Below are 22,955 nucleotides of genomic sequence, written 5' to 3'. Positions count from 1 at the left end.
ATTAGCATTATGAATGACGATTTTGACCTATTTAAGAAAGAATTGAAAGGCGTAAAAAAGCTTGAAAATGATCAAGTTAATTTGCATCAGAAAAATGATGAGCTGTCATTAGCGCAACAAGCTCGGCGAGAAGCGGCTTTGGGGCGTAAGCCAAATTACGATCCCAATCCGCTAACCACCGGTTTTGTGGAGATGGTGAAACCTGACGATTGGTTAGAGTTTAAAAAAGACGGGGTGCAGGAGTTTGTTTACAAAAATATGCGCTTGGGTAAATATCCGATAGAGGCAGCGATCGACTTGCATCGTAGAACCGTTAAAGAAGCGCGCGATGATGTGTTTTATTTTATTGAGAATTGTAAGAAGAAAGATAAACGCCTGTTACTGATTACGCATGGTAAAGGCGAACGTAGCCAGCCGCAAGCTGTGATTAAAAGTCACGTTAATCATTGGTTACAAGAAATTACAGATGTTATCGCTTTTCATAGTGCGCAACCGCGTCATGGTGGGTTAGGATCGGTTTATGTGATGCTTAAGAAAAGTGAATGGGCTAAGCAGGAAAATCGCGAGCGTTATAATCGGAAGTTTTAATACACCTTTTTCGCGGATTATTAAGCTTTAGAATAGAGAATAGAGAATAGAGAATAGAGAATAGAGAATAGAGAATAGAGAATAGAGAATAGAGAATAGAGAATAGAGAATGGATATGGATATGGGTAATGGGTGAAAAGATATGAGCAAGCAAAACAAGCAAGATATTTGGGGAAAAACTCGCGAGTTACTGTTATTCCAACTCAAGCTGTTTGCCGATGCCGCGCGCGATTTGTTATTAAGTCCGGTTGCGATTGTTTGTTATATTTTAGATTTGGGGCACGATGGTGATAAAAAAGATAGTCATTTTGAAAAGCTGATGGCCTTTGGTCGGCGCACCGATCACCATATTAACCTATTCAAACATAGCCGCTCGTACAAAAAAGGCATGATGACCGTGGATGATGCCGCAAAAATTGTTGAAGATACGCTGGTGAATGAAATTAAGACGGGCCAGTTGAGCGAGAAGGGCTATCAAGCGGTTAAAGATGCTTTGGGTAAACGCTTCTCGTCTAGCAACAAGGCGGAGTCTAATTCGGATAACCAATAATTGGTAAAGAGTGTCGATTGTTTCTAACTGATTTCGTTATATTAATAAGCCAGTTATAAAAATGCTGTTATGCAAGCGAGGGCGAGATGAATTTCAAGACATTATTAGTTACCACAGTGTTATCTTTAATGGTTGTTAGTGGGCAGGCCGCTGAGAAGCATACCGAACACACCTACAAGCTTGGCGCTAATGACTCTCAACCAAAAGCAACTTTGCAAGATGTGGCTTGGTTAGTGGGTGCATGGCAAGGTAGCGCCTTTGGTAGTAAATTCGAGGAAGTTTGGAATCCTGAGTCGGCTAATACCATGGTGGGGATGTTCAAGCTTTACGATGATGAAAAGGGTGTTTCCTTCTACGAGTTGATGCTGCTGATTGAAGAGAATGATAGCTTGGCATTGTTAGTGAAACACTTCAGCGCAGATTTTACTGCTTGGGAGTCAAAGGAAGACTTTGTTAAATTTACATTGGTAAAAATTGAGGATCAGGCGGTTCATTTTTCGGGTTTAAGTTTTTATCAAAAAGATCCCGATACGATTGACGGTTATATTGTCATGAAGTACCAAGACGGTAGCGTCAAAGAAGAACCCATAGCTTATCAGCGGGTCAAACCTTAGGTGCTAGTGTTAACCCAGATCGGGATAGTAAATCGCGGTGATCCAATAGTCTTTGTGCCTTTGTGGTAGCTGTACCCTCACTTCATCGTCGAGTTGCTTTTGTAGCAAGGCGCGTGCCATCGGCGAATCGACGCTAATGTAGTGTGGCTCCTGATCAAACTCGTCCGAGCCCACAATGCGATACATAACCTCAGCCCCATCCTCATCCTCCAAGGTCACTTCGGCGCCAAAAAAGACTTTATCCTGCTGTTGCGGTTTGTGTTCGATAACTTGAAATTCTTCACAGCGTTTTTGCAAATAGCGCAAGCGTCGGTCTATTTCTCTAAGTTGTTTCTTACGATAGATGTACTCGGCGTTTTCGCTGCGATCACCTTCGGCGGCAGCTGCTCCGAGCGCTTTGGTGACTTCTGGCCGTAAGACTCTAACTAGGTGGGACAATTCATTGCGCAGGGTAGTGGCTCCCGCTAGGGTGATTAAATTGGAGCGTTTCATTTTAAAAAGTCTTTTATTGGGGCTCGTCTTTTTTCTTCTTGTTCTGTTCTTGTAACTCTTTTAGCTGCTGATCCAAATTTTCAGTACGCTTATTAACTAAGTCTTCGACTTCTTTGGCCTTCTGCATTTGTTGTTTTTTATAATCAGACAGTAGCTTATCGCTTTCTTTGGGCTCGTTTGAGCAACCACTTAGACACATTAGCCAAGCCGCTAAAACGCTTAGTAGAAGTTTATCATTCATAAAAAGACTCCTTTAAAATAGCAGTATAAAACTATTCTAGTGTATTTAGGAGTCTTTTAGCGATAAAAAAGCCGACATAAAGCCGGCTAAACTAGTGGAGTGGGGTAGTTATTATAAGAATAGGTTACAGAGCATATTGCCAGCCTAGGGTGGCGCTCCAGTCACGACCAAGCTGAGGGCCATCTAAATCCTGGTGGACGGTTTTGGTAAATTCGAACCCAAGTCGATGGCCATTGTGAAGATTAAAGTTAAGGCCGAGGCTGAGATCCCAGGCATAGCCACTACGAAGCTTCGGATCTGCTGTTGGTACCATCATCGGATTTAGTGCTGAATCCGCACCTTTGATGTCTTTTTGATTAAGGTAACGAATACCGGCGCTGGTAGCCCATTGGTGATTTAGGTTATAAGCATACCAACTATTAAGTTCGAACCGATTGCCTAATCGGTAGTCGAGGTCGTTGTGACCAGTGCGGATGATTTGTTTGCCCTGAATGCCCCAAGAGCTATTGGCGAAGTATTCTTTGTGGGTTAGAGCGAGAATCGCATCGTAGGTTCCTGAACCTAGTTGCATTGGGTACGGCAGGCGAACATTTCCCATAGGCGTGTTGCCTCGCTCTTTGATGTCGCCCGTAGAAAACGAAATGCCAACTTGGTAGTGGGTGCTTGAGGAGCTATCTTGTTGGATATTAACTAAAGCACTGACGCTAGTATCTCCCAGCCCTGAAGTATCAGTACTGAATGTCATGCCCATCCGAGTTAAATGATTCATATCATTGTCTAAATAGTGGGTCATCGCCATTAAGGTGACTTTATCGGATGGGGCATACATCACGCCTAGCATATGCATTCGCATGGTCATTTCTAATGGCGCAACCATATAATCTTCAAGTACGTCTTGGCTAGAAACGTCATCAGAGTCGATGTAGTTGTCTGACATTTTCATATCCATAAAGCGATAAGATAGCATCCACTCCCCAGCTTTATGGGTATGATCGCCCATAATGTTGATAGGGGCATGGCTATCCGGACGGCTATTATCAGCCAAGCTTGAAAGTGATGTTATTGCCAGCGCGCAAATGGTTAGTGCAGTAATTGATTTCATAGAGCATAAAGTTGTTAAGACTTAAAGAGTTAGTTAATTATAGGGGTGGGAGAATTGTTTGAACATGCGACAAATTGTCGCAGCGGCCGGTCACTGCTAGTGCTGCTGTCGAGTGTTATCTATAATGTAGGCATGTTTATCCTTGGCGTTTCATATGCTGCGAACAGTTTCTCTTAATACCGCCATTAATATCGATCAGAATTTGATTTCGACCTTGAACACCTTAAGTTGGTTACGCTTGGTGGCGTTGCTGGCTCAAGTGGGTTACCTGTTTTTTATCCGGCTAGCTCCTAGTCCTGTGATTATCATGATACTGAGTTTACAAGGGCTTATTCTGCTGCTGAGCTATTTCTACCGCCGTAATCGGTTATCGCAAAAGCAATTATTTGCTTTATTACTATTCGATTTATTGCTGTTCATGGCTTATATCTTGCAAACTGGCGGGATCTCGAATCCTTTAATTTCTCTGAGTTTTTTGCAACTAATTATTGCTTGCTTAAGCTTTTCTCGTGCTTGGGCTTTCGCCATTTTACTGGTTGCAATAGGATTTTATAGTTACCTACTGTGGCGTCAGCCAATGTCGCATCATATGGACTTTAATCACCACCTAGTTGGCATGTGGGCAGTCTATATCGTTAGCGCCAGTTTATTATTTTTTGTGATCAGTAAGCAGCTAAGAGATCGCCAATTATTAGCAAGAAAATTCGAGCAACTAAAAGCTAAGCGACAAAGGGATGAATATCTAATGTCACTAGGCTTATCGAACGCAGATATTGCCCACCGCTTAAATACGCCATTATCAAGTTTAATTTTACTTGCTGAAAATCTCGAACAACTGGCTCAAAATGCCCAGTTCACTTGCCAACAACAGCAACTAGATTGGCAGCAAGATCTTGAGCTGTTACAGCAACAGCTTAAACTCTGCCAATATATCAGTCAGCAACACTTTAAAGAGCACAATGCTGAAGCTCAGATGATCAACAAGCCCATTTTAGTCGAGTCCTTTTTAAACAATATTGTGCGTGACTTTAAGTTGCTACGTCCTGAAATTCAGTTGCAATATACCTCCAGCGTTGAGGAGGATTTTCATATTATTAGCAATGGCGGCCTTAAGCATGCGCTGCTAAATTTAATGGATAATGCAGCCAATGCTTCTCAGGATAATGATAGCAATCTTATTGAGTTGCAGTTAAGGTTGGAGACAAATCAAGCATTGCTTACCATTAAGGATAATGGTGTTGGAATGTCTGCTGATTCACAAAGCTTTTTTGGATACCAACCTAATCAAGATTCCGAGGGTCTGGGGATTGGAAGCCTATTAGCCAGCGCTAACCTAGAGCGCTGTGGAGTGACTTTTGATATTCTTGAGCCGGTCCGAAGCGAGGCAGATACAGGGCTAAGGCTTCGGTTACGCTTTCCTGAATATGTCGAGTCAGAGAGTCAGCTAAATCAAGCGAGCTAGATGGTGGCATGAAGAAAAAAGTATTACTGCTCGAGGATGATAAGGTTTATGCGCAGGTGTTAGCGCGAACCTTAATCAGCAAAGGATTCGAAGTTCAGGCCTATATGCAAATCGAGGGTTTTCTTGAGCTCGCCGAGCAGTTCCGGCCAGACTTACTGATTTTCGATTTGTTTGTAGAAGGTGAGACAAGCCTTGAATTGATCCCAAAAACAAAATCCTTATTGCCACAAGCAAGACTGTTAATCCTAACCGGCTACGCCAGTATCGCCACTACCGTTGAGGCGATTAAGTTAGGCGCTGATGACTATATTCCCAAACCAGCTTCGAGCGAGCAAATATTAAATGCCTTGCGTGGAGTCAAAAGTGCTGACTCTCCACCGGAGCCTATTTCGGTCGAGCGTCTTGAGTGGGAGCACATTCAGCGAGTGTTACAACAACAAGCCGGCAATATTTCCGCTACTGCGCGTATTTTGGGGATGCATCGAAGAACTCTGCAGCGTAAATTGGCAAAAAAACCTAATCTTAAGTAAAAATCTTATTGATAATCATTATCATTTAGATCTATAATTCTTTTGTCCCTTATAACAAACGAATTAAGAGCAACCCATGAACACAAAAGCGACTATGTCTTTAACTGCTTTGGCGGTTTTGACAGCCATGACTTCAGCTTCTCTTTTAGCCGAAGATATCCATAACGATGAGGATTCTGCTAATACGGTCACTATTATCGGCAGTAAACACGCTGCTAAAAATATTCCTGGCTCGGCATTGGTAGTGGATACGCAGCAGTTAGATGAAATGAAATACAGTGACGCCACAAAAGCTTTACAGCAATTGCCCGGGGTTTATATTCAACAAGAGGACGGCCTAGGACTTAGACCGAATATTGGTCTAAGAGGTACTGGAACTGGGCGTTCTGGCCGGATTAGCTTGATGGAAGATGGGGTTCTGATCGCACCCGCACCTTATGCGGCATCTTCAGCTTACTACTTTCCGACTTTTGATAGAATTACCGGAATTGAAGTGCTGAAAGGTCCTGCGGCGATCCAGTACGGTCCTTTTACCGTTGGCGGCGCGATTAATTTCCTAACTCGACCAATAGCCGATAAGGCGCAAGGGCAAATAAAATTGGGCTTAGGGCAAGATGGCGATCAGCAACTTTATGGTTATTACAGTGATTCTAGTGATAATTTTGGTTATTTAATCGAAGCCAATAAACATCAATATGACGGTTTTAAAACCATTACTGGCACCAATAATGATACCGGTTTTGATAAAGACGATTATGTGGCTAAATTGCGTTTTAACAGCGATTTGGATGCTAGCATTTACCAGCAGTTTGATTTAAAGCTGCAGCACTCGGATGAAGATTCGGATCAAACCTATTTGGGCCTTTCGGATGCGGATTATGCCGCTAACCCCTACCGCCAATACAGCGTGACTCAGCTGGATAATTTTGACGGTGAACACGATCAAATTATGGCGACTTACTATGTGGACTTTAACAATGGTTTTGACGCTAAAACTACCGCTTATCGCAATGAAACAAAACGTAACTGGTTTAAATTGGCCAAACTCAATGGCGAGTCGTTATCCGACGTTATTAACAGCCTAAATACTAACGATGCTAATGCTGCAGGTTACCAAGCGATCTTAGATGGTGGCGACTCTGCAATCGGCGCATTAACCATTCGTGATAACAACCGCGAATATTTAAGTCGCGGCGTGCAGTTGGACTTTGGATATGAGTTTATGGTCGGGCAAACGCAGCATGAATTAGCGTTTGGCGCGCGCTTGCATGAAGACGAAGAAGATCGTTTTCAACGCGATGGTGACTATACCCAAGCCAACGGCCTAGTTACGGTTGCAGATCCCGGCGTTTGGGGAGAGGCGGGAAATCGAATTGCCTCGGCTGATGCCCAATCCTATTATTTACAAGATACCATCAGTTTTGGCGATTGGATTTTAACCCCAGGTTTACGTTTTGAAGATGTCGATCTTAAACGCAAAAACTGGAGTACCCCAGATCGCAGTATCGCTGCTAGTGTGCGTGAAAACAGTGTTTCTGAACTGCTACCGGGAATTGGCGCACTGTGGTCTGTTAACGAAACCACGTCATTATTGGCAGGCGTAAATAAAGGCTTTGCTCCTCCGGGTAACAATCCTGGCGACGAAGCGGAAGAAAGCTGGAATTATGAATTTGGTGTACGCTTTGCTGGCAGTCAATATTCGAGCGAATTGATCGTATTCGTAAACGATTATGACAATATTCTCGGCGACTGTACCTTGTCAAACGCTTGTGATTTAGAAAACCAAGGTGACAAGTCCAATGGTGGTAAAGCCAAAACTCAAGGTGTGGAGTTAAGTGTGCAAGGCGAATTTGCCAAAAACTGGCCAGCACGTTTTGCCTATACTTATACTGACTCTGAGTTTGAGCGCAGTTTCGACAGTGATGTCTGGGGCGATGTGCAGTCTGGTGATGCCATACCTTACATTCCAGAGCACCAAGCACAATTTAGCTTCGGTTACGATAATGGGCAGTGGAATCTTTACACAGCGGTGCAGTATGTGGATGAAGTTTGCACCAAAGCAGCTTGCGAGCGCGAAGCTTTCTTGAAAACGGACTCGCTACTGGTGGTGGATCTGTCAGGTGAATATCAGCTAAACGACAGCACCACTTTGTTTGCAACCATCGACAATCTGTTTGAAGAAGATGGTATCGCTGGTCGCCAACCTTATGGCGCGCGTCCGGTTAAAGATCGCCATGCGCGGCTTGGTGTTAAGTTTAACTTCTAGTCATAAAGTTAAACCTATAATAAAAAGCCCGCTCTTAGCGGGTTTTTTTATACCAATAGCCAGTTAGCTCTTGTCAAATTTGGTAGCTATCCTAATAATGAGAGCATGAGTCTATCCAAACCTAAACCGCGTAAGTTAATTCATCAAAGACGCATTCGTCCCAACGCTTATTTGCGCGAAGACGGTCTGTGGGATATCGAAGCGAACCTGATTGATAGCAAAGCCTATCCTTTTCCCACTTTGCAACGTGGCATCTTGCCCGTTGGTGATTTGGTGCATGATATTTGGCTGCGCTTGACTTTAAATAATGAACTGGTGATTCAGGAAGCCTAGGCGCGCTTATTGGTAACGCCTTTTAAACGTTGTCCGGATATTGAAAGTAATATTAAAAGCCTGAAAGGCTTGAAGATTAAAAGCGGCTGGACTCAGCAAGCCAAGCAGAGAATTGGCGGAGTATTGGGTTGTTCGCATTTGGTCGAGTTACTAAGGCCAATGGCAACTACAGCGATACAAGCGATTTATCCTTATCTGACTTTTGCCGAAGATGGTACTTTTCCCATCACTGAGGGCTTGATAAATTCTTGCTACGGCTTTGCCGAAGATGGTGAAGTGATTGAAGTTCTCGCCCCAGAGCAATTTAAACAACAAAAGGACCCTAAATGAGCCAAATTGATTGGTTTAGCAAATACCAAGATAACCTTGCCACTATCGAGCAAGCACTAAAGATTACCAATCTATGGAGCAAGACCCCGCCAAGTCATGAGGCGATGCAATCGAGTATGCCCTTCGCGGTGGATACGATGCCGTTTGAAAATTGGTTACAGTATATCTTTTTGCCGCGAATGAATGAGGCGATAAGGCTTCGTCAGCTGCCCCCAGGGCCCGCGCAAATTTTACCGATCGCTGAAGAAGTCTATAAAGAACAACTGAGTTTGGTGAAGCCATTGCTGGATGCATTGCGAAAATTTGATGAAATTTCTCATCTGAGCCATTTACACTAATATCCATATAGACATTGTAAAAAAAAGCCCCTCGCAGTTAGCAACCGGCGGGGTTGATTAGCGTGAAGAGACCTGTGGGCTCATTATAGTTATTAGAAACTAGCTTGCAGCAAGCACTAAAATAAGTATAAGAGAACGCCTCTTTAAATGCAAATGATAATCGTTATTATTTAAGTCTAATTATTCAGGCTACGAAGCCAGATCCCCAAACTGGTGGAATAGCCTTGAGACCCCGCGCTGATCCGGCCTTGTTCGTCCACTAAATAATAAGTTGGAAAACCTTGCACTTGGTATTGTTGCATGGTTTCAAGAGTGCCCATCAGGACGGGGAAGGTAAGTTTTTGTTCTTTGGCAAAAGCAGCGACTTCAGTCTTGTTTTGCCAATCTAACGCGACATAACGTACCTGAAATCCCTTTTTAAGCAGCGCTGGCTTTTGTGCTTCAATATTACCAATGGAAAAACGGCAAATTTTGCACCAAGGAGCGAAGAAGTAGAGCAACTGCTTTTGTCCCGCGGCTGGAATTTGATAGCGCTTTTCGTCAAGGCTAATCAGCTGTTGGGAGGGAGCAAGAGGCTTATCATCACGGCTGAGAAGGTGTCGCTCTTGCCACCAAAGGATCCCAAAAACCACCACCAATAGCAGTGCAATCTCGAGCAGATGACGCCAGATCGGCTTTTTCGGTTTTATTTTTGTTTGTCGAGAATGGAGCTTTGCAGGACTATTCGGTGTTTGCTTCATCTATTTAAAAAACTCTTCCGGTCTAAAATCAGATTGTTTATCTTTGACGTATTGCCAAGCAAATTGTTGCATATTTATTTTGCCGTTAATGATCTTAACGCCTTCTTTTTTTAGCAGGGCTGCTTGGCGCGCGTAATGATCCGAGTCGGCTTTAAAAGCAATTCTACCGTTAGCGCCAATCACTCTTTGCCATGGCAGTTGTAAGGACTTATCGGCTGCGCCTAAAGCTTTTGAAACGTGCCGCGCATGCCTTGGAAAACCCGCTAACCGCGCGATTTGTCCGTAGCTAGCAACTTTACCCGCGGGGATCTGGGCAACACATAAGTAAACTTGCTGTCGAAAATATTCCATGTGCGAGGTCATCAGTTGATCGCAAACCGTTAAATAGTGTTAAATGTTGGATTCTACTATTGGATTATAACTGGCGCACACCATATAGTGTATTAGTTATTGTTATGCAGCGTCTTGTTGCTTTGATTTAGGAGATCGATTTTATGGGTAATCTATTAGAAATGGTATTGGGCCAACAGAATTCTGGCGCGATTGGTCAAATTGCCAAGAATTTTGACTTGGATATGGGGGATGCCACTAAGGCGTTAGGCTCTTTACTTCCAGCACTACAAGGCGGCATGCAGCGCAATGTTAAGCAACAAGGTGGTTTGGAATCTTTGTTGGGAACTTTGAATAAAAATCAAAACCAACAATACGTCGACCAACCTGAATTACTAGGACAGCCACAAGCGATTGACAATGGTAACTCCATTTTGGGTCATATTTTTGGCTCTAAAGAAGTTTCTCGTCAGGTGGCACAACAGGCTTCGCAGCAGACTGGTTTGGATTCTTCTATGCTGAAGAAGATGTTACCGATGGCAGCTTCCGTTTTGATGGGATCCTTAGGAAAAGAGCAAGCCAGACAACCAATGGGCGGTAATCAAAGTATGATTGAAGGCTTGTTGGATGCTGATGGCGATGGTTCTATGATGGACGATTTGCTAGGAATGGCTGGAAAATTATTCCGCTAAACAAAAGTTTAACGTAAATAAAAAGCCCGCGGTTGATTAACCTCTGCGGGCTTTTTTAATGTTTAAGAATTGCCTACCATACTTATAGCATGCGCTTTAACACGTCCACTTCTGGATCTTTGTCGATAAAGCGGTGTTTGAGTGCACCAAGAATATGCAAAACCACAATCCCCAGCAGTACATAAGGTAAGACACCGTGTGCGCCACGGGCTTTGCCAGCCACTTCTTTGTTGGACTCTAAAATATCAAAGGTTGTGAAGAAGAAGTTCAGTTTGCCGCCACCACCCATATCGGACATGATAATGCCGCTTAAAGGAACCATCAGCATTAATGCGTAAAGCAGGAAGTGACCGACCTTACTTAAGGTTTTTTCCCAAGCTGGTAGCGCTTGCGGTAAAGTCGGTTTATTGCTGGTAAAGCGCACCAAAAGCCTAACGATAAGTAGTAAAAATAGTGTCAGGCCAAAGGATTTGTGCCATGGATAGAGTGCAAATTTATCCGGGGCATCTCTGGGGATGCCTTCCATATACCAGCCAGTGCAGATTAAGCCTAGAACCAATAAGGCCATAAACCAATGCAGAATCCGCATGGTTAAAGAATATTTTTCTGTCATAGTGCCCCTCACATTTAGGATGTTGATGAGACACTATAAAAAGCTTTTACCCTAAAAATCAAATACTTGATCGAAATTTTACGTCCGGTAGGCAAGTTTGCTGCCCATAACCGTAGGCGCATGTGCTTTCATGCCCTTGCTCCATTCAAGGCTATTTTCGGGGAATAGTAATACTACCGTTGAGCCTAATTTAAAGCGCCCCATTTCTTGGCCTTTCTTGAGTTCAACTTCATCCTCGATAGGATAGTTCCAGACTTTGAGTTTATCGCGAGTGGGCGGGGTAATGGTGCCGTGCCAAACGGTTTCGATGCTGCCCACAATGGTTGCCCCGACCAGCACCATGGCCATAGGTCCGATTTCAGTATCGAACATGGCAACCACACGTTCGTTCCGCGCGAATAGGTTTGGAACGTTCCGCGCGGTCAAAGGATTCACGCTAAACAAATTACCAGGAACGTGGATCATTTGAGTTAAACGACCATCCATTGGCATATGCACACGATGATAATCCTTGGGTGAAAGATAGACAGTTGCGAATTCACCATTTTTAAAAGGCGCCGCGAGAGCTTCATCACCACCGAGCAAGGTTTTGGCGGAAAATAAATGCTCTTTGGCTTGGAAAATAAAACCGTTTTCGATTTTTCCTAATTGACTGATTTTGCCATCCGCAGGATTGACAATAACCTTGGGATCTTCAGCGATTGGGCGAACACCGTCCTTTAGCGAGCGGGTAAAAAAATCGTTAAAAGTGTCAAACTCTTCCGCTGTTTGCCGCTCGGCAATGCTCATATCGATGTCGTATTTTTTGATAAACCAATTGATAAAAGCATTTTTGACGCTTTTATTGTTTGAGTCGGCAACTCTGCCCATAAAAAGCGAGACCCAGTGTTGCGGAATTAAATATTGAGAAAAGACTTTTAATTGGTTAGAAAAAGATTCGGCCATCTTGTGGAGGTGTCATTGCATGCAAAAAACTGATTTTACCACTAAGTTTGCTGAAATGTTAGCCGTTAACCTGTTCGAAGTTTTGGATCAGGTATTGATAGTTTTGCAGTCTGGAAGCCGCGATTTCGCCAGCTTCAGCCGCCGCCAATACCGCACATTTTGGCTCTTTCAAGTGTTTGCAGTCGCGAAACTTACAGTCTTCTGATAATTGCGCGATTTCAATAAAACCTTGTTGAATCAATTGGGCGTCCAAATGCCATAAACCAAACTCTCGCACTCCAGGTGAGTCTACTATATAAGAGTCTTGGCTTAAGCGATAAAGCCGTGAAGCGGTGGTGGTATGAGTACCAAGCCCTGAGCTTTCGGAAATCTCGGAGGTGGCTACTTGATGCTGTGGAAACAAATGTTTGATCAAGGTGGACTTACCGACACCGGATTGACCTGCTAATAACAGGCTTTTACCCTTGCTGTCTTTAATAAATGACTCTATCCCGAAACCTTGCTTGGCACTGATAATGTATAAGGGGTAACCAAGATCTTGATAAGTTTTTAACCGCTGTTGTATGACAGTTTGCTCGTCTTGGTTTAACAGATCCCACTTGTTGAAAAGGATCCAAACCGGCAAGTCGCTGGCTTTGGCTGCGACTAAATAGCGATCAAGCATCATTTCTGAAAAGCCCAGAGCGGGCGCTAATAGTAACGCAATAAAATCGATATTGGCGACCACGGGCTTGATACCATGATGCGGCGTGGGGCGTTTTAGTAAACTGTTGCGTGGTAACAATTCGGTGATAACGCCTTTTTCTTCACCCTGATCTGTTTGTTCTTGGCGACAAAACACCACTTGATCGCCAACCACCGGAATATCCAAAGATTTACGAATAAAGCATCGGATAATAGTAAAGTCTTTATTGGCAATATCTGCTTGTTGCCCAAAGCGACTGACTACGATGCCTCGTTCTGGCGCCAGTAGGCTAGACTCATCTATAGAAGCTTTTTTCTTATTGTGTTGTTTGTCGGTAATGTGCTTACCTTGCCGCCGTGCCATTAGGACTTTCGCCCTTGATAGGATTTATTCGGTAACAAAATTCGGACCAAAAGAGCCGTTAGTGTCGAGGGCATCAATCTGAGCTGCGCAAATTAAATCGTTCATGCAAACGCTATTACCCGCATCGTGGGTGGTGTATTTGACCAGACAGTGACCATAGCTCACTTCCAGATCAGGGTGATGCGCTTGCTTGTTGGCGATCCAAGCCACTGCATTAACAAAGCCCATAGTATGGTAATAATTCTTAAAGCGGAATTTACGCTTGATCGCGCCTATTTGTGCATCAAACTCCCAGTCAGCAAGCTGCTCGGATAAAAGCTGATCGCGAGTGTTCGCATCCAAAGCGCTGCGAGCAGTATCGTTATGGACGCATTTTTGATCTTTTAATAACATGATTATCCTCAGGATTTGTTGCCATCGGTTAGCAATTGCTAAACATTAACGCCGATTTGCGACTATAATAGCCGATATTAATCCTGAATATTAGATCAAAACAACAAATTTTGAGGAAAGCCGTGTGAGCAACTCCAGCCAAGCCGTAAAAGGCCATGCCGATAATTTAATTTGGGTCGATTTAGAAATGACCGGACTCGATCCGGAAAGCGACAAGGTTATTGAGATAGCCACCATTGTTACTGATAAGGACTTAACGATTCTCGCGGAAGGTCCGGTATTGGCGATTCATCAGTCGGACGAGGTTTTGGCCAATATGAATCAATGGTGTATTGAGCAGCATGGTAAATCCGGTTTGACTGAGCGGGTGCGACAATCGGATATCGACGAAGAAACTGCTTGTCAACTAACCTTAGACTTTTTGCGCGAATGGGTGCCAGAGGGTAAATCGCCCATGTGTGGAAACTCGATTTGCCAAGATCGTCGTTTTATGGTCAAACATATGGCCTCGCTCGAAGCTTATTTTCATTACCGTCATCTGGATGTGAGCACCTTGAAAGAACTAGCTCGGCGCTGGAAACCTCAGATCTTGCCGGGTTTTGGCAAGAAGGCGACCCATTTAGCGCTGGACGATATTCGCGAGTCGATAGCCGAATGCGCTTACTACCGCGAACATTTTATTGATTTGAATGCTTAGGTCGTATAAAAGCCATTAGCTCCTTAATGGTTACGCGTTAAGCCTCTAGTCAGCTTGCCAAGCCTAGAATGATTTAAAACTTACAATTTGCTATGAACAAGATCGAAGCCTTTTTAGCTAACGAAAACGAAACTGAAGCCTTTGGTTTGGCTTTAGCTGGTTCGTTGCAAGCGCCAGTGACTATCTACATGCAGGGTGAACTTGGCGCTGGTAAAACTACCTTAGTCAGGGGGTTGTTAAGAGGCTTAGGCCATCAAGGCTCTACCAAAAGCCCGACATATACTTTGGTTGAACCTTATCAGTTAGATGATGTATCGGTTTATCACTTTGATTTATACCGCTTAGCCGATCCTGAAGAGCTTGAGTATATTGGTATTCGTGAATACCAAACGCAACAATCGGTGCTGATTTTTGAGTGGCCAACTAAGGGTATTGGCATGATCCCGCCAGCGGATTTATCGATCGAGCTGAGCTACTCGGAAAATGGTCGACAGCTTGTGTTAAAAGATTTTGCAGGAAAAGTAAGCAACAACTGGAATTTTGGTGATATTTTGTGCCAAAATGAGAATGAATAATAATTTGGCAAAAGCCAAAGCTGTGACAAGATGACAAGAGCGCTAAACACTACTAAAGGCCTAGTTTGTAGGCTCAAGGGTTATCAATTTTCGTTAGCAATTCTGACGACCTTGTTGCTTGCCGTCTTTTCTTCAAATCTCAACGCCGCAGTGGTCAAAAGTATGCGCTTTTGGCAGTCGCCGGAATCTACACGAGTAGTGCTTGATTTAAGCTCGGAAGTTGAGCATCAAATTAAAGTGTTAAAAGGTCCCGATCGGATCGTGATTGATATTGCTGAATCGAGTGTTGCTGTGGATCTTTCGCAACTTGAGATCAACAGTAGCTTGATCAAAAAGGTTCGCAAATCCAAACCAGCAAAAGCCGGCGACTTACGGCTGGTGCTGGACTTAGCAAAAGCCGCAACCCCAAAAAGTTTTAGTTTAAAGCCTTATCAAGATTATGGCGATCGCTTGGTTATTGATTTACTGGATGACAAAAAGCAAAGCCTAGCTCAAGAAAAGCCTAAAAAAGAAGCCACCAAAAAACAGCAAAGAGACATTATTATTGCCATTGATGCTGGTCACGGTGGCGAAGATCCTGGGGCGCGCGGCCCAACCGGTGCGCGCGAAAAGAAAATCACCTTAGCCTTAGCGCAAGCTTTAGCCAAAGAAATTAATAAAGAAAAAGGCCTAAAAGCGATCTTAACGCGCAGTGGCGACTATTATTTATCGCTACGGAAGCGTACGGCAATTGCTCGTCAACATCGTGCTGATTTGTTTGTTTCGGTGCACGCCGATAGTTTTACCAACAAAAAAGCGCGCGGAGCTTCGGTCTGGATTTTATCTACTCGCGGAGCCACTTCGGAAGCTGCCCGTTGGTTAAAAAAGCAAGAAGCGGACTCGGAACTGTTGGGCGGGGTTAACTCTAATGTGAAGTTATCTGAATACGATAAACCGATTGCGGAAGTGCTCTTGGATTTACAAATGAGCCACTCGATTGAAGCTAGTTTAACTCTTGGCAAAGAAGTGCATCGAAAAATTGCCAAAGTTGCGCCAAAAATGCATAAAAATCACGTTGAGAAAAACTCCTTTGTGGTGCTTAAAAATCCAGATATTCCATCAATTCTAGTGGAGTCAGGCTTTATTTCGAACCCGCAGGAAGAAAAGCTGTTAAAAACTAAAAATTACCGTAACAAACTGGCAAAAGCGGTAAAAGATGGCATTAAAAACTACTTTAAAAGTAACGCGCCAGATGGTACTTATTACGCCGCAACCTTCCGGCAAAACATTTACCGAGTGCGTCGTGGTGATAATTTGAGTAAGGTCGCTCATCGCTTTGACGTTTCGATCAAAGATTTAAAATTGGCCAATAATTTAAAATCCAACACGGTTAGGATTGGACAAAAACTTATTATTCCCACGGCAAATTAATCTTCAAAAAATGCCCATAAAAAAATTATCTCCGTTAATTGCAAACCAAATTGCTGCTGGCGAGGTGGTGGAACGACCTGCATCGGTAGTCAAGGAGTTGTTGGAAAATGCTATTGATGCAAAAGCGGATCGGATTCAAATTGACATTGAGCGCGGCGGTGTACGGCTGATCCGAATTACCGATAATGGCCAAGGGATCCCTCGTCAAGAATTGGCTTTGGCCTTAGCTCGCCATGCCACCAGCAAAATCGCAACCTCTACAGACTTAGCGGCAATTAATACTTTAGGTTTTCGCGGTGAGGCGCTTGCCAGTATCAGTTCGGTTGCAAAGCTGACGCTGAGCTCTAAGCCAGAAGCCCAAGATATGGGCTGGTCAGCTTATGCCGAAGGTAGCGATATGGAGGTGGCTCTGCAACCCCATTCTTTGCCGTTTGGTACTATTGTCGAAGTTAAGGATTTGTTTTTTAATACCCCTGCGCGACAAAAATTTTTAAAAGCCGAAAGAACCGAATTTATTCACCTCGAAGAAACGGTGAAAAAAATTGCTTTAGCCAATCAAAATGTGGCTATCACTTTAAAGCATAATGGCAAGGTGGTGAAACGTATTCCAGCGGCTAACTCCCCCGAACAAATCAAACAACGGATTGCCAGCATTCTCGGACGTAGTTTTATCGCCAAAGCGATCCCCTTGGCGCAGAGTTTGGAGCAATTGCAATTATCCGGCTGGGTTGGCCCTGCGGATTATCATCAAAGCTCAAGTTACAGCCAATACTTTTTCGTTAATGGTCGGCCAGTGCGCGATAGAACCATTAATCATGCGGTACGCCAGGCCTATCAAGATCGACTGCCCGCAGGGCGTTCCCCCGCCTATTTGATTTACTTACAACTGCCAGCCGATCAAGTGGATGTGAATGTGCATCCAACCAAACATGAGGTGCGATTTCATGACGCTCGCTTTGTGCATGATTATATCGCCAAAACGCTGCAGCTTGCGCTTTCTCAAGAGCAACAATTAGCAGCAGTTGACTTTGCCCCCATTGACGTAAAAGCAGAAAGCCAAGCAGAAGAACAAACGCAAGTATATTCAGGACAACAAGCTTCGCAGGCTGACGGCAATATGCCTTTTGAGTATCAAAACCCCTATCAAAAGCAGCGAGTTTCTGAGGCGAATCAACACTATCAAGCTGCTTCAAGAAAATCAAAGGCGACCAATCCGTTACTTTTTAACCGCTATTATTTTGAACATCAAGGTCAAGATTTATTGCTTTTTGATCTTAAAAGCTTTTTGCTTGAGTCGACCAAGCACACATTGCAACAGGAGTGGCGCGAGGGTAGTGTTAAACAAAAAACCTTATTGATCCCTTATCGCATTAACCTCGCCAATGAGGCTGCAACGGAACAATTAGCACAAAGCTGGACGGCACTTGGAATCGAAGCGGTTCAAGCAGGGCCAAGCAGTTTGATTATTCGAAAAGTCCCGTCAATTCTCGAACAAGTTAATCTGGAGTTATGGTTACAAACCGCGCTAATGCAACAACCAGCCGAGCCGCAAGCAGCATTAATCGCTGCCTTAGCTGGCGCCCTCGAACTTGAGGCGAATACTGATTGGGCCGAATTGCTTGAGCGCCGCTTGCCCTCGGGTTGGAGCCAGTCGGAGTTTTGTCTGCGGCTACAAGAGGCTCAATTTTCAAGTTGGCTAAAGGCCCAAAGTTGATGAGCAAACCGCAAGCAATTTTCTTGATGGGGCCCACCGCTGCCGGTAAAACCGACTTGGCAATTAAGTTAGTACAAGAGCATGATTGCGAGATTATCAGCGTCGACTCGGCAATGGTCTACAAGGGCTTGGACATTGGCTCTGCTAAGCCGCCGCAGCACGAACTGGCGCTGGCTCCGCATCGTTTGATTGATATTTGTGAGCCAAACGATCCTTATTCAGCAGCACGTTTTCGCGACGATGCGTTAAGGGAAATGGCAACCATCACCGAGCAAGGCAAAATTCCGTTGCTGGTTGGCGGTACCATGCTGTATTACAAAACCTTATTGCAGGGTATGGATAACTTGCCTGACTCAAACCCTGACATTCGTCAGCAATTGCAAGCTGAGCTGGAGCAAAAAGGTTTAGCTGCTTTGCATCAAGAGCTGGCTGCAGTTGATGCTGAATCAGCCACGCGAATTAATCCTAACGACCCGCAAAGAACCTTGCGCGCGCTGGAAGTGTTTCGAATTAGCGGGAAACCATTAAGTCAGCTGCATCGTGAGCAACAAACTCAAGAGTTTGCTTATGAGGTGTTGCAAATGGCTTTACTACCAGCGGATCGAGCGTTGTTGCACCAAAGAATAGCGCAGCGCTTTGAGCTGATGATGGCGCAGGGCTTTTTGGATGAAGTACGCAAGCTTTATCAAAGAAAGGACTTAACTGCCGACTTGCCAGCCATTCGTTCGGTGGGCTATCGACAGCTTTGGCAATACCTTGAAGGCGAGCTAAAACTTGACCAAGCCATCGAAAAAGCGATTATTGCCACCCGCCAATTGGCAAAACGTCAACTGACCTGGTTAAGGGGCTGGAATGAGGTTATTCCGGTACAATCAGACCAATTGGCTAGTTCCTTGTATAAAGAAGTGACTCAGTTCTTACTCTCATTTAAAAAATTGACATAAGTCTTTGAGAAAACTCGATTTCCTAAAGGGTTTGAGTTAGACTTTTAAGCGTTAGTAGATAGAAAACAATTTTAGGATGTTTAATCATAAGAGGTAGTAACTATGTCAAAGGGGCAATCACTACAAGACCCTTTTTTAAACGCGTTAAGACGTGAGAAAGTGCCAGTTTCCATTTATTTGGTCAATGGTATTAAGCTTCAGGGGCAAATCGAATCATTTGATCAATTTGTGATTTTATTGAAAAATACAGTCAATCAAATGGTCTATAAGCATGCAGTGTCCACCGTGGTTCCAATTCGCAATGTTCGTAGCCAATACAATAATGGCGACAATGGCGGGCAGGGTGGCCAAGGGGATGATCAAGGCTCTGGCGGCCAAGGTATGGGACCAGGTCCTATGTCAGGCGGTTATTCCGGCGGTCAGATGGGCGGACTCTAGTTCCCCACTGAGCCTTTACTGCGATTATTTAGCGCTATCAAGTACTAAGAACCGGTTGTAACTTTTGGGTTGCAACTGGCTTTCTGTTGTCTATTTTTCTTATAATAGCCTTAGTATATAACCATGCACTTGCGCGGCCATAGCGCGCCTAAACCATTCATTGAGGTCAATATAGAGTGTTTGATCGTCACGCTGGCGGTGAGTCAGCCATTTTAGTTCATATCGATTTTCAACAAGATCTCAGTCAAGATAAGAACCAAGAAGATTTAAGCGAATTTGTCGAGCTGGTGCGCTCGGCTGGCTTGAATGTACTGGATATCATTACCGCCAAGCGTAGCGCGCCTGATCCGAAGTACTTTATTGGCAGCGGTAAAATCGAAGAGATTATCAACGTTAAAAACGCGTTGGATGCTGATCTAGTGATTTTTAACCATGCCCTATCACCTGCGCAAGAGCGTAATATTGAAAAGGCGGTACAAGCACGAGTGATTAATCGTATTGGCTTGATCTTGGACATCTTTGCCCAGCGTGCCTTTACTTTTGAAGGTAAGCTACAAGTAGAGCTAGCTCAACTTAAGCATTTATCGACGCGTTTAGTGCGCGGCTGGACTCACCTTGAGCGCCAAAAAGGTGGTATCGGTATGCGTGGTCCGGGTGAAACCCAGTTGGAAACCGATAGACGTTTGCTACGCGATCGAATCAAATACATTGAGCGGCGTTTAGAAAAAGTGGGAAAACAACGCGAGCAGGGACGTCGTTCGCGTAAAAGAGCAAACATCAAAACCGTTTCAATTGTTGGTTACACCAATGCTGGCAAGTCTACTTTATTCAATTTGACCACCGATGCGCAGGTATTAGCCGAAGATAAGCTTTTTGCAACGCTCGATCCTACTTTACGCCGGATTTCTTTGCCGCAAGGTACGGATGTAATTTTGGCTGATACGGTGGGCTTTATTCGCCATTTACCACACGATCTAGTGGCTGCTTTTAGGGCCACTTTGGAAGAATCGGTCGAGGCTAATGTCTTGTTGCACGTGATTGATGCGGCTTCGGAGCGGCGAGAAGAGAACATGGAAGAAGTGATGAAAGTGTTGCAGCAAATTGGTGCTGATGAAATCCCGATGTTGCAGGTGTTCAACAAAATTGATGCGATTGAAGGCGCCGAGCCGCGGATCGATCGAGATGATTCGGGTAAACCGATACGAGTTTGGGTTTCAGCGCTAAAAAACCAAGGAATCGAGCTATTAAAAGAAGCTATCGAGGAATTGGCGATCGAAGAGCAGTTCACTGGGCGGCTACAAATCCCGCCAAGTAAAGGGCGTTTAAGAGGCTATTTGTATGAACTGAATGCTATTGAACAGGAACAGTATTCGGATAATGGTGACCTTGTATTGCAGGTGCAGCTGCCCAAAGCGGACTGGATCCGCCTCTCGCGGCAGTTGGAAGAGGATTTATCCGGTTACATAATAAATGCAGAATAGTCTTATCAAATAAAGCATTTACCTTGAAAGCGGCTGCCAGCGCCCATACAATTAATCAGATAAGTAATTATTATTTCTAACTATTCATTCGGAGAGTCTAATGGCTTGGAATCAACCAGGCGGCAATGGTAATAACCAGGACCCGTGGGGCAAGAAAAAGCCCAATAATCAAAATGATCTGGACAAGATGATTAAAGATGCTGGCGATAAGTTCGGTAAAATGTTCGGTGGCAAGGGTGGTAAAGGTAAAGGCGGCGACAAAAGCTTTTTCTTTATTGGTTTATTAGTCTTTGTTGCTTTCTACGTGGTCAAAGGTTTTTATACGGTCAAAGAAGCAGAGCAGGGTGTTATTACCCGTTTCGGTGCTTATCACCATACGGTGGGTCCTGGTTTGGGTTGGATGCCGCCATTTATTGATCGCCTGTATAAAGTGGACGTTAACACCCAGCAACAAAAAGAAGTCTCGGGCAATATTTTGACCAAAGACAAAAATATTGTGGATGTGGATTTCACCATTGTTTACCGGGTGGATATTCCTGAAGATTATTTGTTTAACGTCTATGACCAAGACAAAACCATTGAGCAAGTGGCGGAAGCGGCGATTCGTCAGGTAGTTGGTCAGTCGGTGATTGATGATGTGTTGAAAGATAATAAAACTCGCATCATGCAAGACACCATGACCGAAATGGAGCGTATTTTAGAACCTTACAAGATGGGCGTGGAGATTTACGAGGTCAATATGGCCGACTCTAAGCCGCCGATTCAGGTGCGTCCGGCGTTTGATGACGTGACCAGCTCATTAAGTGATGAAAAGCGTTACGTACAAGAAGCCAAAGCGTATCAAAACGACAAGCTGCCAAAGGCCGAAGGTCAGGCGGCTAGAATTATCAAAAATGCCGAAGCGTATCGTAGCCAAGTAGTCGAGCGTGCTAAAGGTGAAGTGGCGCGTTTTGAAAAATTGTTACCCGAATATGAGCTGGCGCCGGAAGTGACCCGTCAACGTTTGTACCTAGAAACGGTTGAGGAAGTCTTGTCGAAGGTCAGCAAAGTCGTCCTAGATACCGAGGGCGGTAATAACTTGACCTATTTACCCTTGGATCAAATTGTGAATAAGAAAACAAATACTAAAAAGGAGAATAACAATGAATAAATCTCCAATCCTTATATTCTTGAGCGTGGTAGCTTTACTGGTGGTTTCGCAGTCGATGTTTATCGTTAAAGAGCAGAAAAAAGGCTTTATTTTGCGTTTCAGTCAGGTTCTGAAAGGCCCAGATGACAAGCCTTTGGTAAAGAATCCTGGTTTACATTTCAAAATTCCGTTTATCGACACTGTTAAGAAATTGGATTCACGTATCCAAACGTTTGATGGTCGTGCCGATCGGATCACTACTTCCGACAAAACCGATTTGATTGTGGATACTTACGTTAAATGGCGAGTTAAGGATTTTGGTCAATTTTATCTAAGAACTCAAGGCTCAATCCCAAGAGCCAATGCCTTTATCGACCGCTTTGTGGATGCGTCGACTCGCGCCCAATTCGGTACTCGCAGCATTGAGCAGTTGATCTATAAAGATCGTGATGAAACCATTAGAGCGATTATGGCGGAAGTTGCCACCAAAACCCCTGAGTTTGGTATCGAGGTGGTGGATGTTCAGGTGAAAAAAGTGAACTATCCTGACGAAATTCGCGAAAAAGTCTTCCAAGAAATGAGCTCGGAGCGTAAAGAGTTTGCTAACGCCAACCGTGCTGAAGGTCGTAAGGAAGAGGAAAAAATTCGTGCTGATACCGATGCTAAGGAAAAAATCATTATCGCCGAAGCGGATCGTGCGGCTCGGGAACTCCGTGGTCAGGCCGACGCCGAAGCGGCTAAGATTTACGCCGAAACCTACAATAAAAACCCTGAATTTTATGCTTTCCTGCGCAGCTTAGACGCTTATAAAGCTTCGTTTAAAGACTCAGGTGATATTATGGTGATTAAGCCGGACAGTGAATTCTTTAAATATTTTAAAGACGCCAAAGGCCGATAAATCAATAGCAAAGACTCCAAATTACTTTTGGAGTGACATACGCTCGATACAACTGTCATCCC

The 22,955-nt window shown here is 44.2% G+C and carries 25 protein-coding genes and 2 pseudogenes; 18 read left to right on the top strand and 9 right to left on the bottom strand.

Going from position 1 to position 22,955, the window contains the following annotated elements:
* Positions 1-6: 6 nt before the first annotated feature.
* The 3 genes from smrA to NFS34_RS01910 all read left to right on the top strand — a co-directional run bounded on the left by smrA (position 7) and on the right by NFS34_RS01910 (position 1,752).
* Positions 7-588: a DNA endonuclease SmrA gene (gene smrA / locus NFS34_RS01920; protein WP_376707950.1), complete on the top strand. Its 582-nt coding sequence runs from the start codon at positions 7-9 to the stop codon at positions 586-588.
* Between the two features lie 142 nt (positions 589-730).
* Complete coding sequence (locus tag NFS34_RS01915; protein WP_251358149.1) at positions 731-1,138, top strand: hypothetical protein; 408 nt, start codon at positions 731-733, stop codon at positions 1,136-1,138.
* Positions 1,139-1,224: 86 nt separating this feature from the next.
* Positions 1,225-1,752, top strand: a complete 528-nt coding sequence (locus tag NFS34_RS01910; RefSeq protein WP_251358148.1) for a DUF6265 family protein — start codon at positions 1,225-1,227, stop codon at positions 1,750-1,752.
* A gap of 9 nt (positions 1,753-1,761) precedes the next feature.
* On the opposite strand, the gene greB is transcribed toward NFS34_RS01910, so the two are convergent.
* The 3 genes from greB to NFS34_RS01895 all read right to left on the bottom strand — a co-directional run bounded on the left by greB (position 1,762) and on the right by NFS34_RS01895 (position 3,587).
* Positions 1,762-2,244 (bottom strand): transcription elongation factor GreB, encoded by a 483-nt coding sequence (greB, locus tag NFS34_RS01905; RefSeq protein WP_251358147.1) that lies wholly within the window; start codon positions 2,242-2,244, stop codon positions 1,762-1,764.
* Positions 2,245-2,257: 13 nt separating this feature from the next.
* Positions 2,258-2,485 carry a hypothetical protein gene (locus NFS34_RS01900; protein WP_251358146.1) on the bottom strand — a complete coding sequence of 76 codons (228 nt, stop codon included), beginning with the start codon at positions 2,483-2,485 and terminating at the stop codon, positions 2,258-2,260.
* Positions 2,486-2,609: 124 nt separating this feature from the next.
* On the bottom strand, positions 2,610-3,587 hold the full coding sequence (locus tag NFS34_RS01895; protein ID WP_251358145.1) for a transporter: 978 nt from the start codon (positions 3,585-3,587) through the stop codon (positions 2,610-2,612).
* 154 nt (positions 3,588-3,741) lie between these two features.
* Here NFS34_RS01895 and NFS34_RS01890 point away from each other — a divergent pair, with 154 nt between their 5' ends.
* The 5 genes and pseudogenes from NFS34_RS01890 (at position 3,742) to NFS34_RS01870 (ending at position 8,846) form a co-directional block, all read left to right on the top strand.
* Positions 3,742-5,049 (top strand): sensor histidine kinase KdpD, encoded by a 1,308-nt coding sequence (locus tag NFS34_RS01890; protein ID WP_251358144.1) that lies wholly within the window; start codon positions 3,742-3,744, stop codon positions 5,047-5,049.
* Between the two features lie 8 nt (positions 5,050-5,057).
* Positions 5,058-5,579: a response regulator transcription factor gene (locus tag NFS34_RS01885; RefSeq protein ID WP_251358143.1), complete on the top strand. Its 522-nt coding sequence runs from the start codon at positions 5,058-5,060 to the stop codon at positions 5,577-5,579.
* Between the two features lie 76 nt (positions 5,580-5,655).
* Complete coding sequence (locus tag NFS34_RS01880) at positions 5,656-7,845, top strand: TonB-dependent receptor domain-containing protein (protein WP_251358142.1); 2,190 nt, start codon at positions 5,656-5,658, stop codon at positions 7,843-7,845.
* A gap of 105 nt (positions 7,846-7,950) precedes the next feature.
* Positions 7,951-8,508 (top strand): annotated as a pseudogene (locus NFS34_RS01875) (DUF2889 domain-containing protein).
* The gene (locus NFS34_RS01870) at positions 8,505-8,846 is read left to right on the top strand and encodes a YqcC family protein (RefSeq protein ID WP_251358141.1); all 342 of its coding nucleotides are present in this window, start codon (positions 8,505-8,507) and stop codon (positions 8,844-8,846) included. Before NFS34_RS01875 ends, NFS34_RS01870 begins: the two are co-directional and overlap by 4 nt.
* Positions 8,847-9,022: 176 nt before the next feature.
* Here NFS34_RS01870 and NFS34_RS01865 read toward each other — a convergent pair whose 3' ends face one another.
* Both NFS34_RS01865 and NFS34_RS01860 read right to left on the bottom strand, forming a co-directional pair.
* Entirely contained in the window at positions 9,023-9,586 is a 564-nt protein-coding gene (locus NFS34_RS01865) for a TlpA disulfide reductase family protein (RefSeq protein ID WP_251358140.1), read from the bottom strand.
* Positions 9,587-9,949 (bottom strand): MGMT family protein, encoded by a 363-nt coding sequence (locus NFS34_RS01860; RefSeq protein ID WP_251358139.1) that lies wholly within the window; start codon positions 9,947-9,949, stop codon positions 9,587-9,589.
* Between the two features lie 131 nt (positions 9,950-10,080).
* On the opposite strand from NFS34_RS01860, the gene NFS34_RS01855 reads away from it, so the two are divergent.
* Positions 10,081-10,608 (top strand): DUF937 domain-containing protein, encoded by a 528-nt coding sequence (locus tag NFS34_RS01855; protein WP_251358138.1) that lies wholly within the window; start codon positions 10,081-10,083, stop codon positions 10,606-10,608.
* Between the two features lie 82 nt (positions 10,609-10,690).
* On the opposite strand, the gene NFS34_RS01850 is transcribed toward NFS34_RS01855, so the two are convergent.
* From NFS34_RS01850 to NFS34_RS01835, 4 genes are all read right to left on the bottom strand, one after another.
* Positions 10,691-11,221, bottom strand: a complete 531-nt coding sequence (locus NFS34_RS01850; protein WP_251358137.1) for a cytochrome b — start codon at positions 11,219-11,221, stop codon at positions 10,691-10,693.
* A 78-nt stretch (positions 11,222-11,299) separates the two neighbouring features.
* Positions 11,300-12,166, bottom strand: a complete 867-nt coding sequence (gene asd / locus NFS34_RS01845) for an archaetidylserine decarboxylase (RefSeq protein ID WP_251358136.1) — start codon at positions 12,164-12,166, stop codon at positions 11,300-11,302.
* A 58-nt stretch (positions 12,167-12,224) separates the two neighbouring features.
* Complete coding sequence (gene rsgA, locus NFS34_RS01840) at positions 12,225-13,214, bottom strand: ribosome small subunit-dependent GTPase A (protein WP_251358135.1); 990 nt, start codon at positions 13,212-13,214, stop codon at positions 12,225-12,227.
* A gap of 24 nt (positions 13,215-13,238) precedes the next feature.
* Entirely contained in the window at positions 13,239-13,607 is a 369-nt protein-coding gene (locus tag NFS34_RS01835; RefSeq protein WP_251358134.1) for a 4a-hydroxytetrahydrobiopterin dehydratase, read from the bottom strand.
* 124 nt (positions 13,608-13,731) lie between these two features.
* On the opposite strand from NFS34_RS01835, the gene orn reads away from it, so the two are divergent.
* The 9 genes and pseudogenes from orn (at position 13,732) to hflC (ending at position 22,893) form a co-directional block, all read left to right on the top strand.
* Positions 13,732-14,304: an oligoribonuclease gene (gene orn, locus NFS34_RS01830; protein WP_285834437.1), complete on the top strand. Its 573-nt coding sequence runs from the start codon at positions 13,732-13,734 to the stop codon at positions 14,302-14,304.
* 92 nt (positions 14,305-14,396) lie between these two features.
* Positions 14,397-14,879, top strand: coding sequence for a tRNA (adenosine(37)-N6)-threonylcarbamoyltransferase complex ATPase subunit type 1 TsaE (gene tsaE, locus NFS34_RS01825; RefSeq protein WP_251358133.1), 483 nt, complete (start codon positions 14,397-14,399; stop codon positions 14,877-14,879).
* 30 nt (positions 14,880-14,909) lie between these two features.
* On the top strand, positions 14,910-16,289 hold the full coding sequence (locus NFS34_RS01820; protein WP_251358132.1) for an N-acetylmuramoyl-L-alanine amidase: 1,380 nt from the start codon (positions 14,910-14,912) through the stop codon (positions 16,287-16,289).
* Between the two features lie 10 nt (positions 16,290-16,299).
* Positions 16,300-18,003, top strand: coding sequence for a DNA mismatch repair endonuclease MutL (mutL, locus tag NFS34_RS01815; RefSeq protein ID WP_251358131.1), 1,704 nt, complete (start codon positions 16,300-16,302; stop codon positions 18,001-18,003).
* Positions 18,003-18,947: a tRNA (adenosine(37)-N6)-dimethylallyltransferase MiaA gene (miaA, locus tag NFS34_RS01810; protein ID WP_251358130.1), complete on the top strand. Its 945-nt coding sequence runs from the start codon at positions 18,003-18,005 to the stop codon at positions 18,945-18,947. The genes mutL and miaA overlap by 1 nt, the downstream gene beginning before the upstream one ends.
* Positions 18,948-19,049: 102 nt before the next feature.
* Positions 19,050-19,379, top strand: a pseudogene (hfq, locus tag NFS34_RS11615) (RNA chaperone Hfq); the annotation flags it as partial.
* A 182-nt stretch (positions 19,380-19,561) separates the two neighbouring features.
* Positions 19,562-20,866, top strand: a complete 1,305-nt coding sequence (gene hflX, locus NFS34_RS01800) for a ribosome rescue GTPase HflX (protein WP_251358128.1) — start codon at positions 19,562-19,564, stop codon at positions 20,864-20,866.
* A 100-nt stretch (positions 20,867-20,966) separates the two neighbouring features.
* Positions 20,967-22,016: an FtsH protease activity modulator HflK gene (gene hflK / locus NFS34_RS01795; protein ID WP_251358127.1), complete on the top strand. Its 1,050-nt coding sequence runs from the start codon at positions 20,967-20,969 to the stop codon at positions 22,014-22,016.
* Entirely contained in the window at positions 22,009-22,893 is an 885-nt protein-coding gene (gene hflC / locus NFS34_RS01790; RefSeq protein WP_251358126.1) for a protease modulator HflC, read from the top strand. The genes hflK and hflC overlap by 8 nt, the downstream gene beginning before the upstream one ends.
* Positions 22,894-22,955 lie beyond the last annotated feature (62 nt).

It is taken from the genome of Kangiella sp. TOML190 (assembly GCF_023706045.1).
Classification (GTDB): Bacteria; Pseudomonadota; Gammaproteobacteria; order Enterobacterales; family Kangiellaceae; genus Kangiella.
The sequence above is the reverse complement of the archived record's forward strand: the minus strand, read 5'-3'. Positions and strand labels throughout refer to the sequence as shown.

Coding starts and splice junctions, on each gene's coding strand:
- NFS34_RS01860 (WP_251358139.1), bottom strand. CDS start 9,949: ATGACCTCGCACATGGAATATTTTCGACAGCAAGTTTACTTATGTGTT.
- NFS34_RS01835 (WP_251358134.1), bottom strand. CDS start 13,607: ATGTTATTAAAAGATCAAAAATGCGTCCATAACGATACTGCTCGCAGC.
- NFS34_RS01895 (WP_251358145.1), bottom strand. CDS start 3,587: ATGAAATCAATTACTGCACTAACCATTTGCGCGCTGGCAATAACATCA.
- tsaE (WP_251358133.1), top strand. CDS start 14,397: ATGAACAAGATCGAAGCCTTTTTAGCTAACGAAAACGAAACTGAAGCC.
- asd (WP_251358136.1), bottom strand. CDS start 12,166: ATGGCCGAATCTTTTTCTAACCAATTAAAAGTCTTTTCTCAATATTTA.
- NFS34_RS01865 (WP_251358140.1), bottom strand. CDS start 9,586: ATGAAGCAAACACCGAATAGTCCTGCAAAGCTCCATTCTCGACAAACA.
- NFS34_RS01910 (WP_251358148.1), top strand. CDS start 1,225: ATGAATTTCAAGACATTATTAGTTACCACAGTGTTATCTTTAATGGTT.
- NFS34_RS01880 (WP_251358142.1), top strand. CDS start 5,656: ATGAACACAAAAGCGACTATGTCTTTAACTGCTTTGGCGGTTTTGACA.
- NFS34_RS01870 (WP_251358141.1), top strand. CDS start 8,505: ATGAGCCAAATTGATTGGTTTAGCAAATACCAAGATAACCTTGCCACT.
- NFS34_RS01855 (WP_251358138.1), top strand. CDS start 10,081: ATGGGTAATCTATTAGAAATGGTATTGGGCCAACAGAATTCTGGCGCG.
- NFS34_RS01820 (WP_251358132.1), top strand. CDS start 14,910: ATGACAAGAGCGCTAAACACTACTAAAGGCCTAGTTTGTAGGCTCAAG.
- NFS34_RS01850 (WP_251358137.1), bottom strand. CDS start 11,221: ATGACAGAAAAATATTCTTTAACCATGCGGATTCTGCATTGGTTTATG.
- NFS34_RS01885 (WP_251358143.1), top strand. CDS start 5,058: ATGAAGAAAAAAGTATTACTGCTCGAGGATGATAAGGTTTATGCGCAG.
- greB (WP_251358147.1), bottom strand. CDS start 2,244: ATGAAACGCTCCAATTTAATCACCCTAGCGGGAGCCACTACCCTGCGC.
- hflC (WP_251358126.1), top strand. CDS start 22,009: ATGAATAAATCTCCAATCCTTATATTCTTGAGCGTGGTAGCTTTACTG.
- miaA (WP_251358130.1), top strand. CDS start 18,003: ATGAGCAAACCGCAAGCAATTTTCTTGATGGGGCCCACCGCTGCCGGT.
- hflK (WP_251358127.1), top strand. CDS start 20,967: ATGGCTTGGAATCAACCAGGCGGCAATGGTAATAACCAGGACCCGTGG.
- NFS34_RS01890 (WP_251358144.1), top strand. CDS start 3,742: ATGCTGCGAACAGTTTCTCTTAATACCGCCATTAATATCGATCAGAAT.
- NFS34_RS01915 (WP_251358149.1), top strand. CDS start 731: ATGAGCAAGCAAAACAAGCAAGATATTTGGGGAAAAACTCGCGAGTTA.
- mutL (WP_251358131.1), top strand. CDS start 16,300: ATGCCCATAAAAAAATTATCTCCGTTAATTGCAAACCAAATTGCTGCT.
- NFS34_RS01900 (WP_251358146.1), bottom strand. CDS start 2,485: ATGAATGATAAACTTCTACTAAGCGTTTTAGCGGCTTGGCTAATGTGT.
- rsgA (WP_251358135.1), bottom strand. CDS start 13,214: ATGGCACGGCGGCAAGGTAAGCACATTACCGACAAACAACACAATAAG.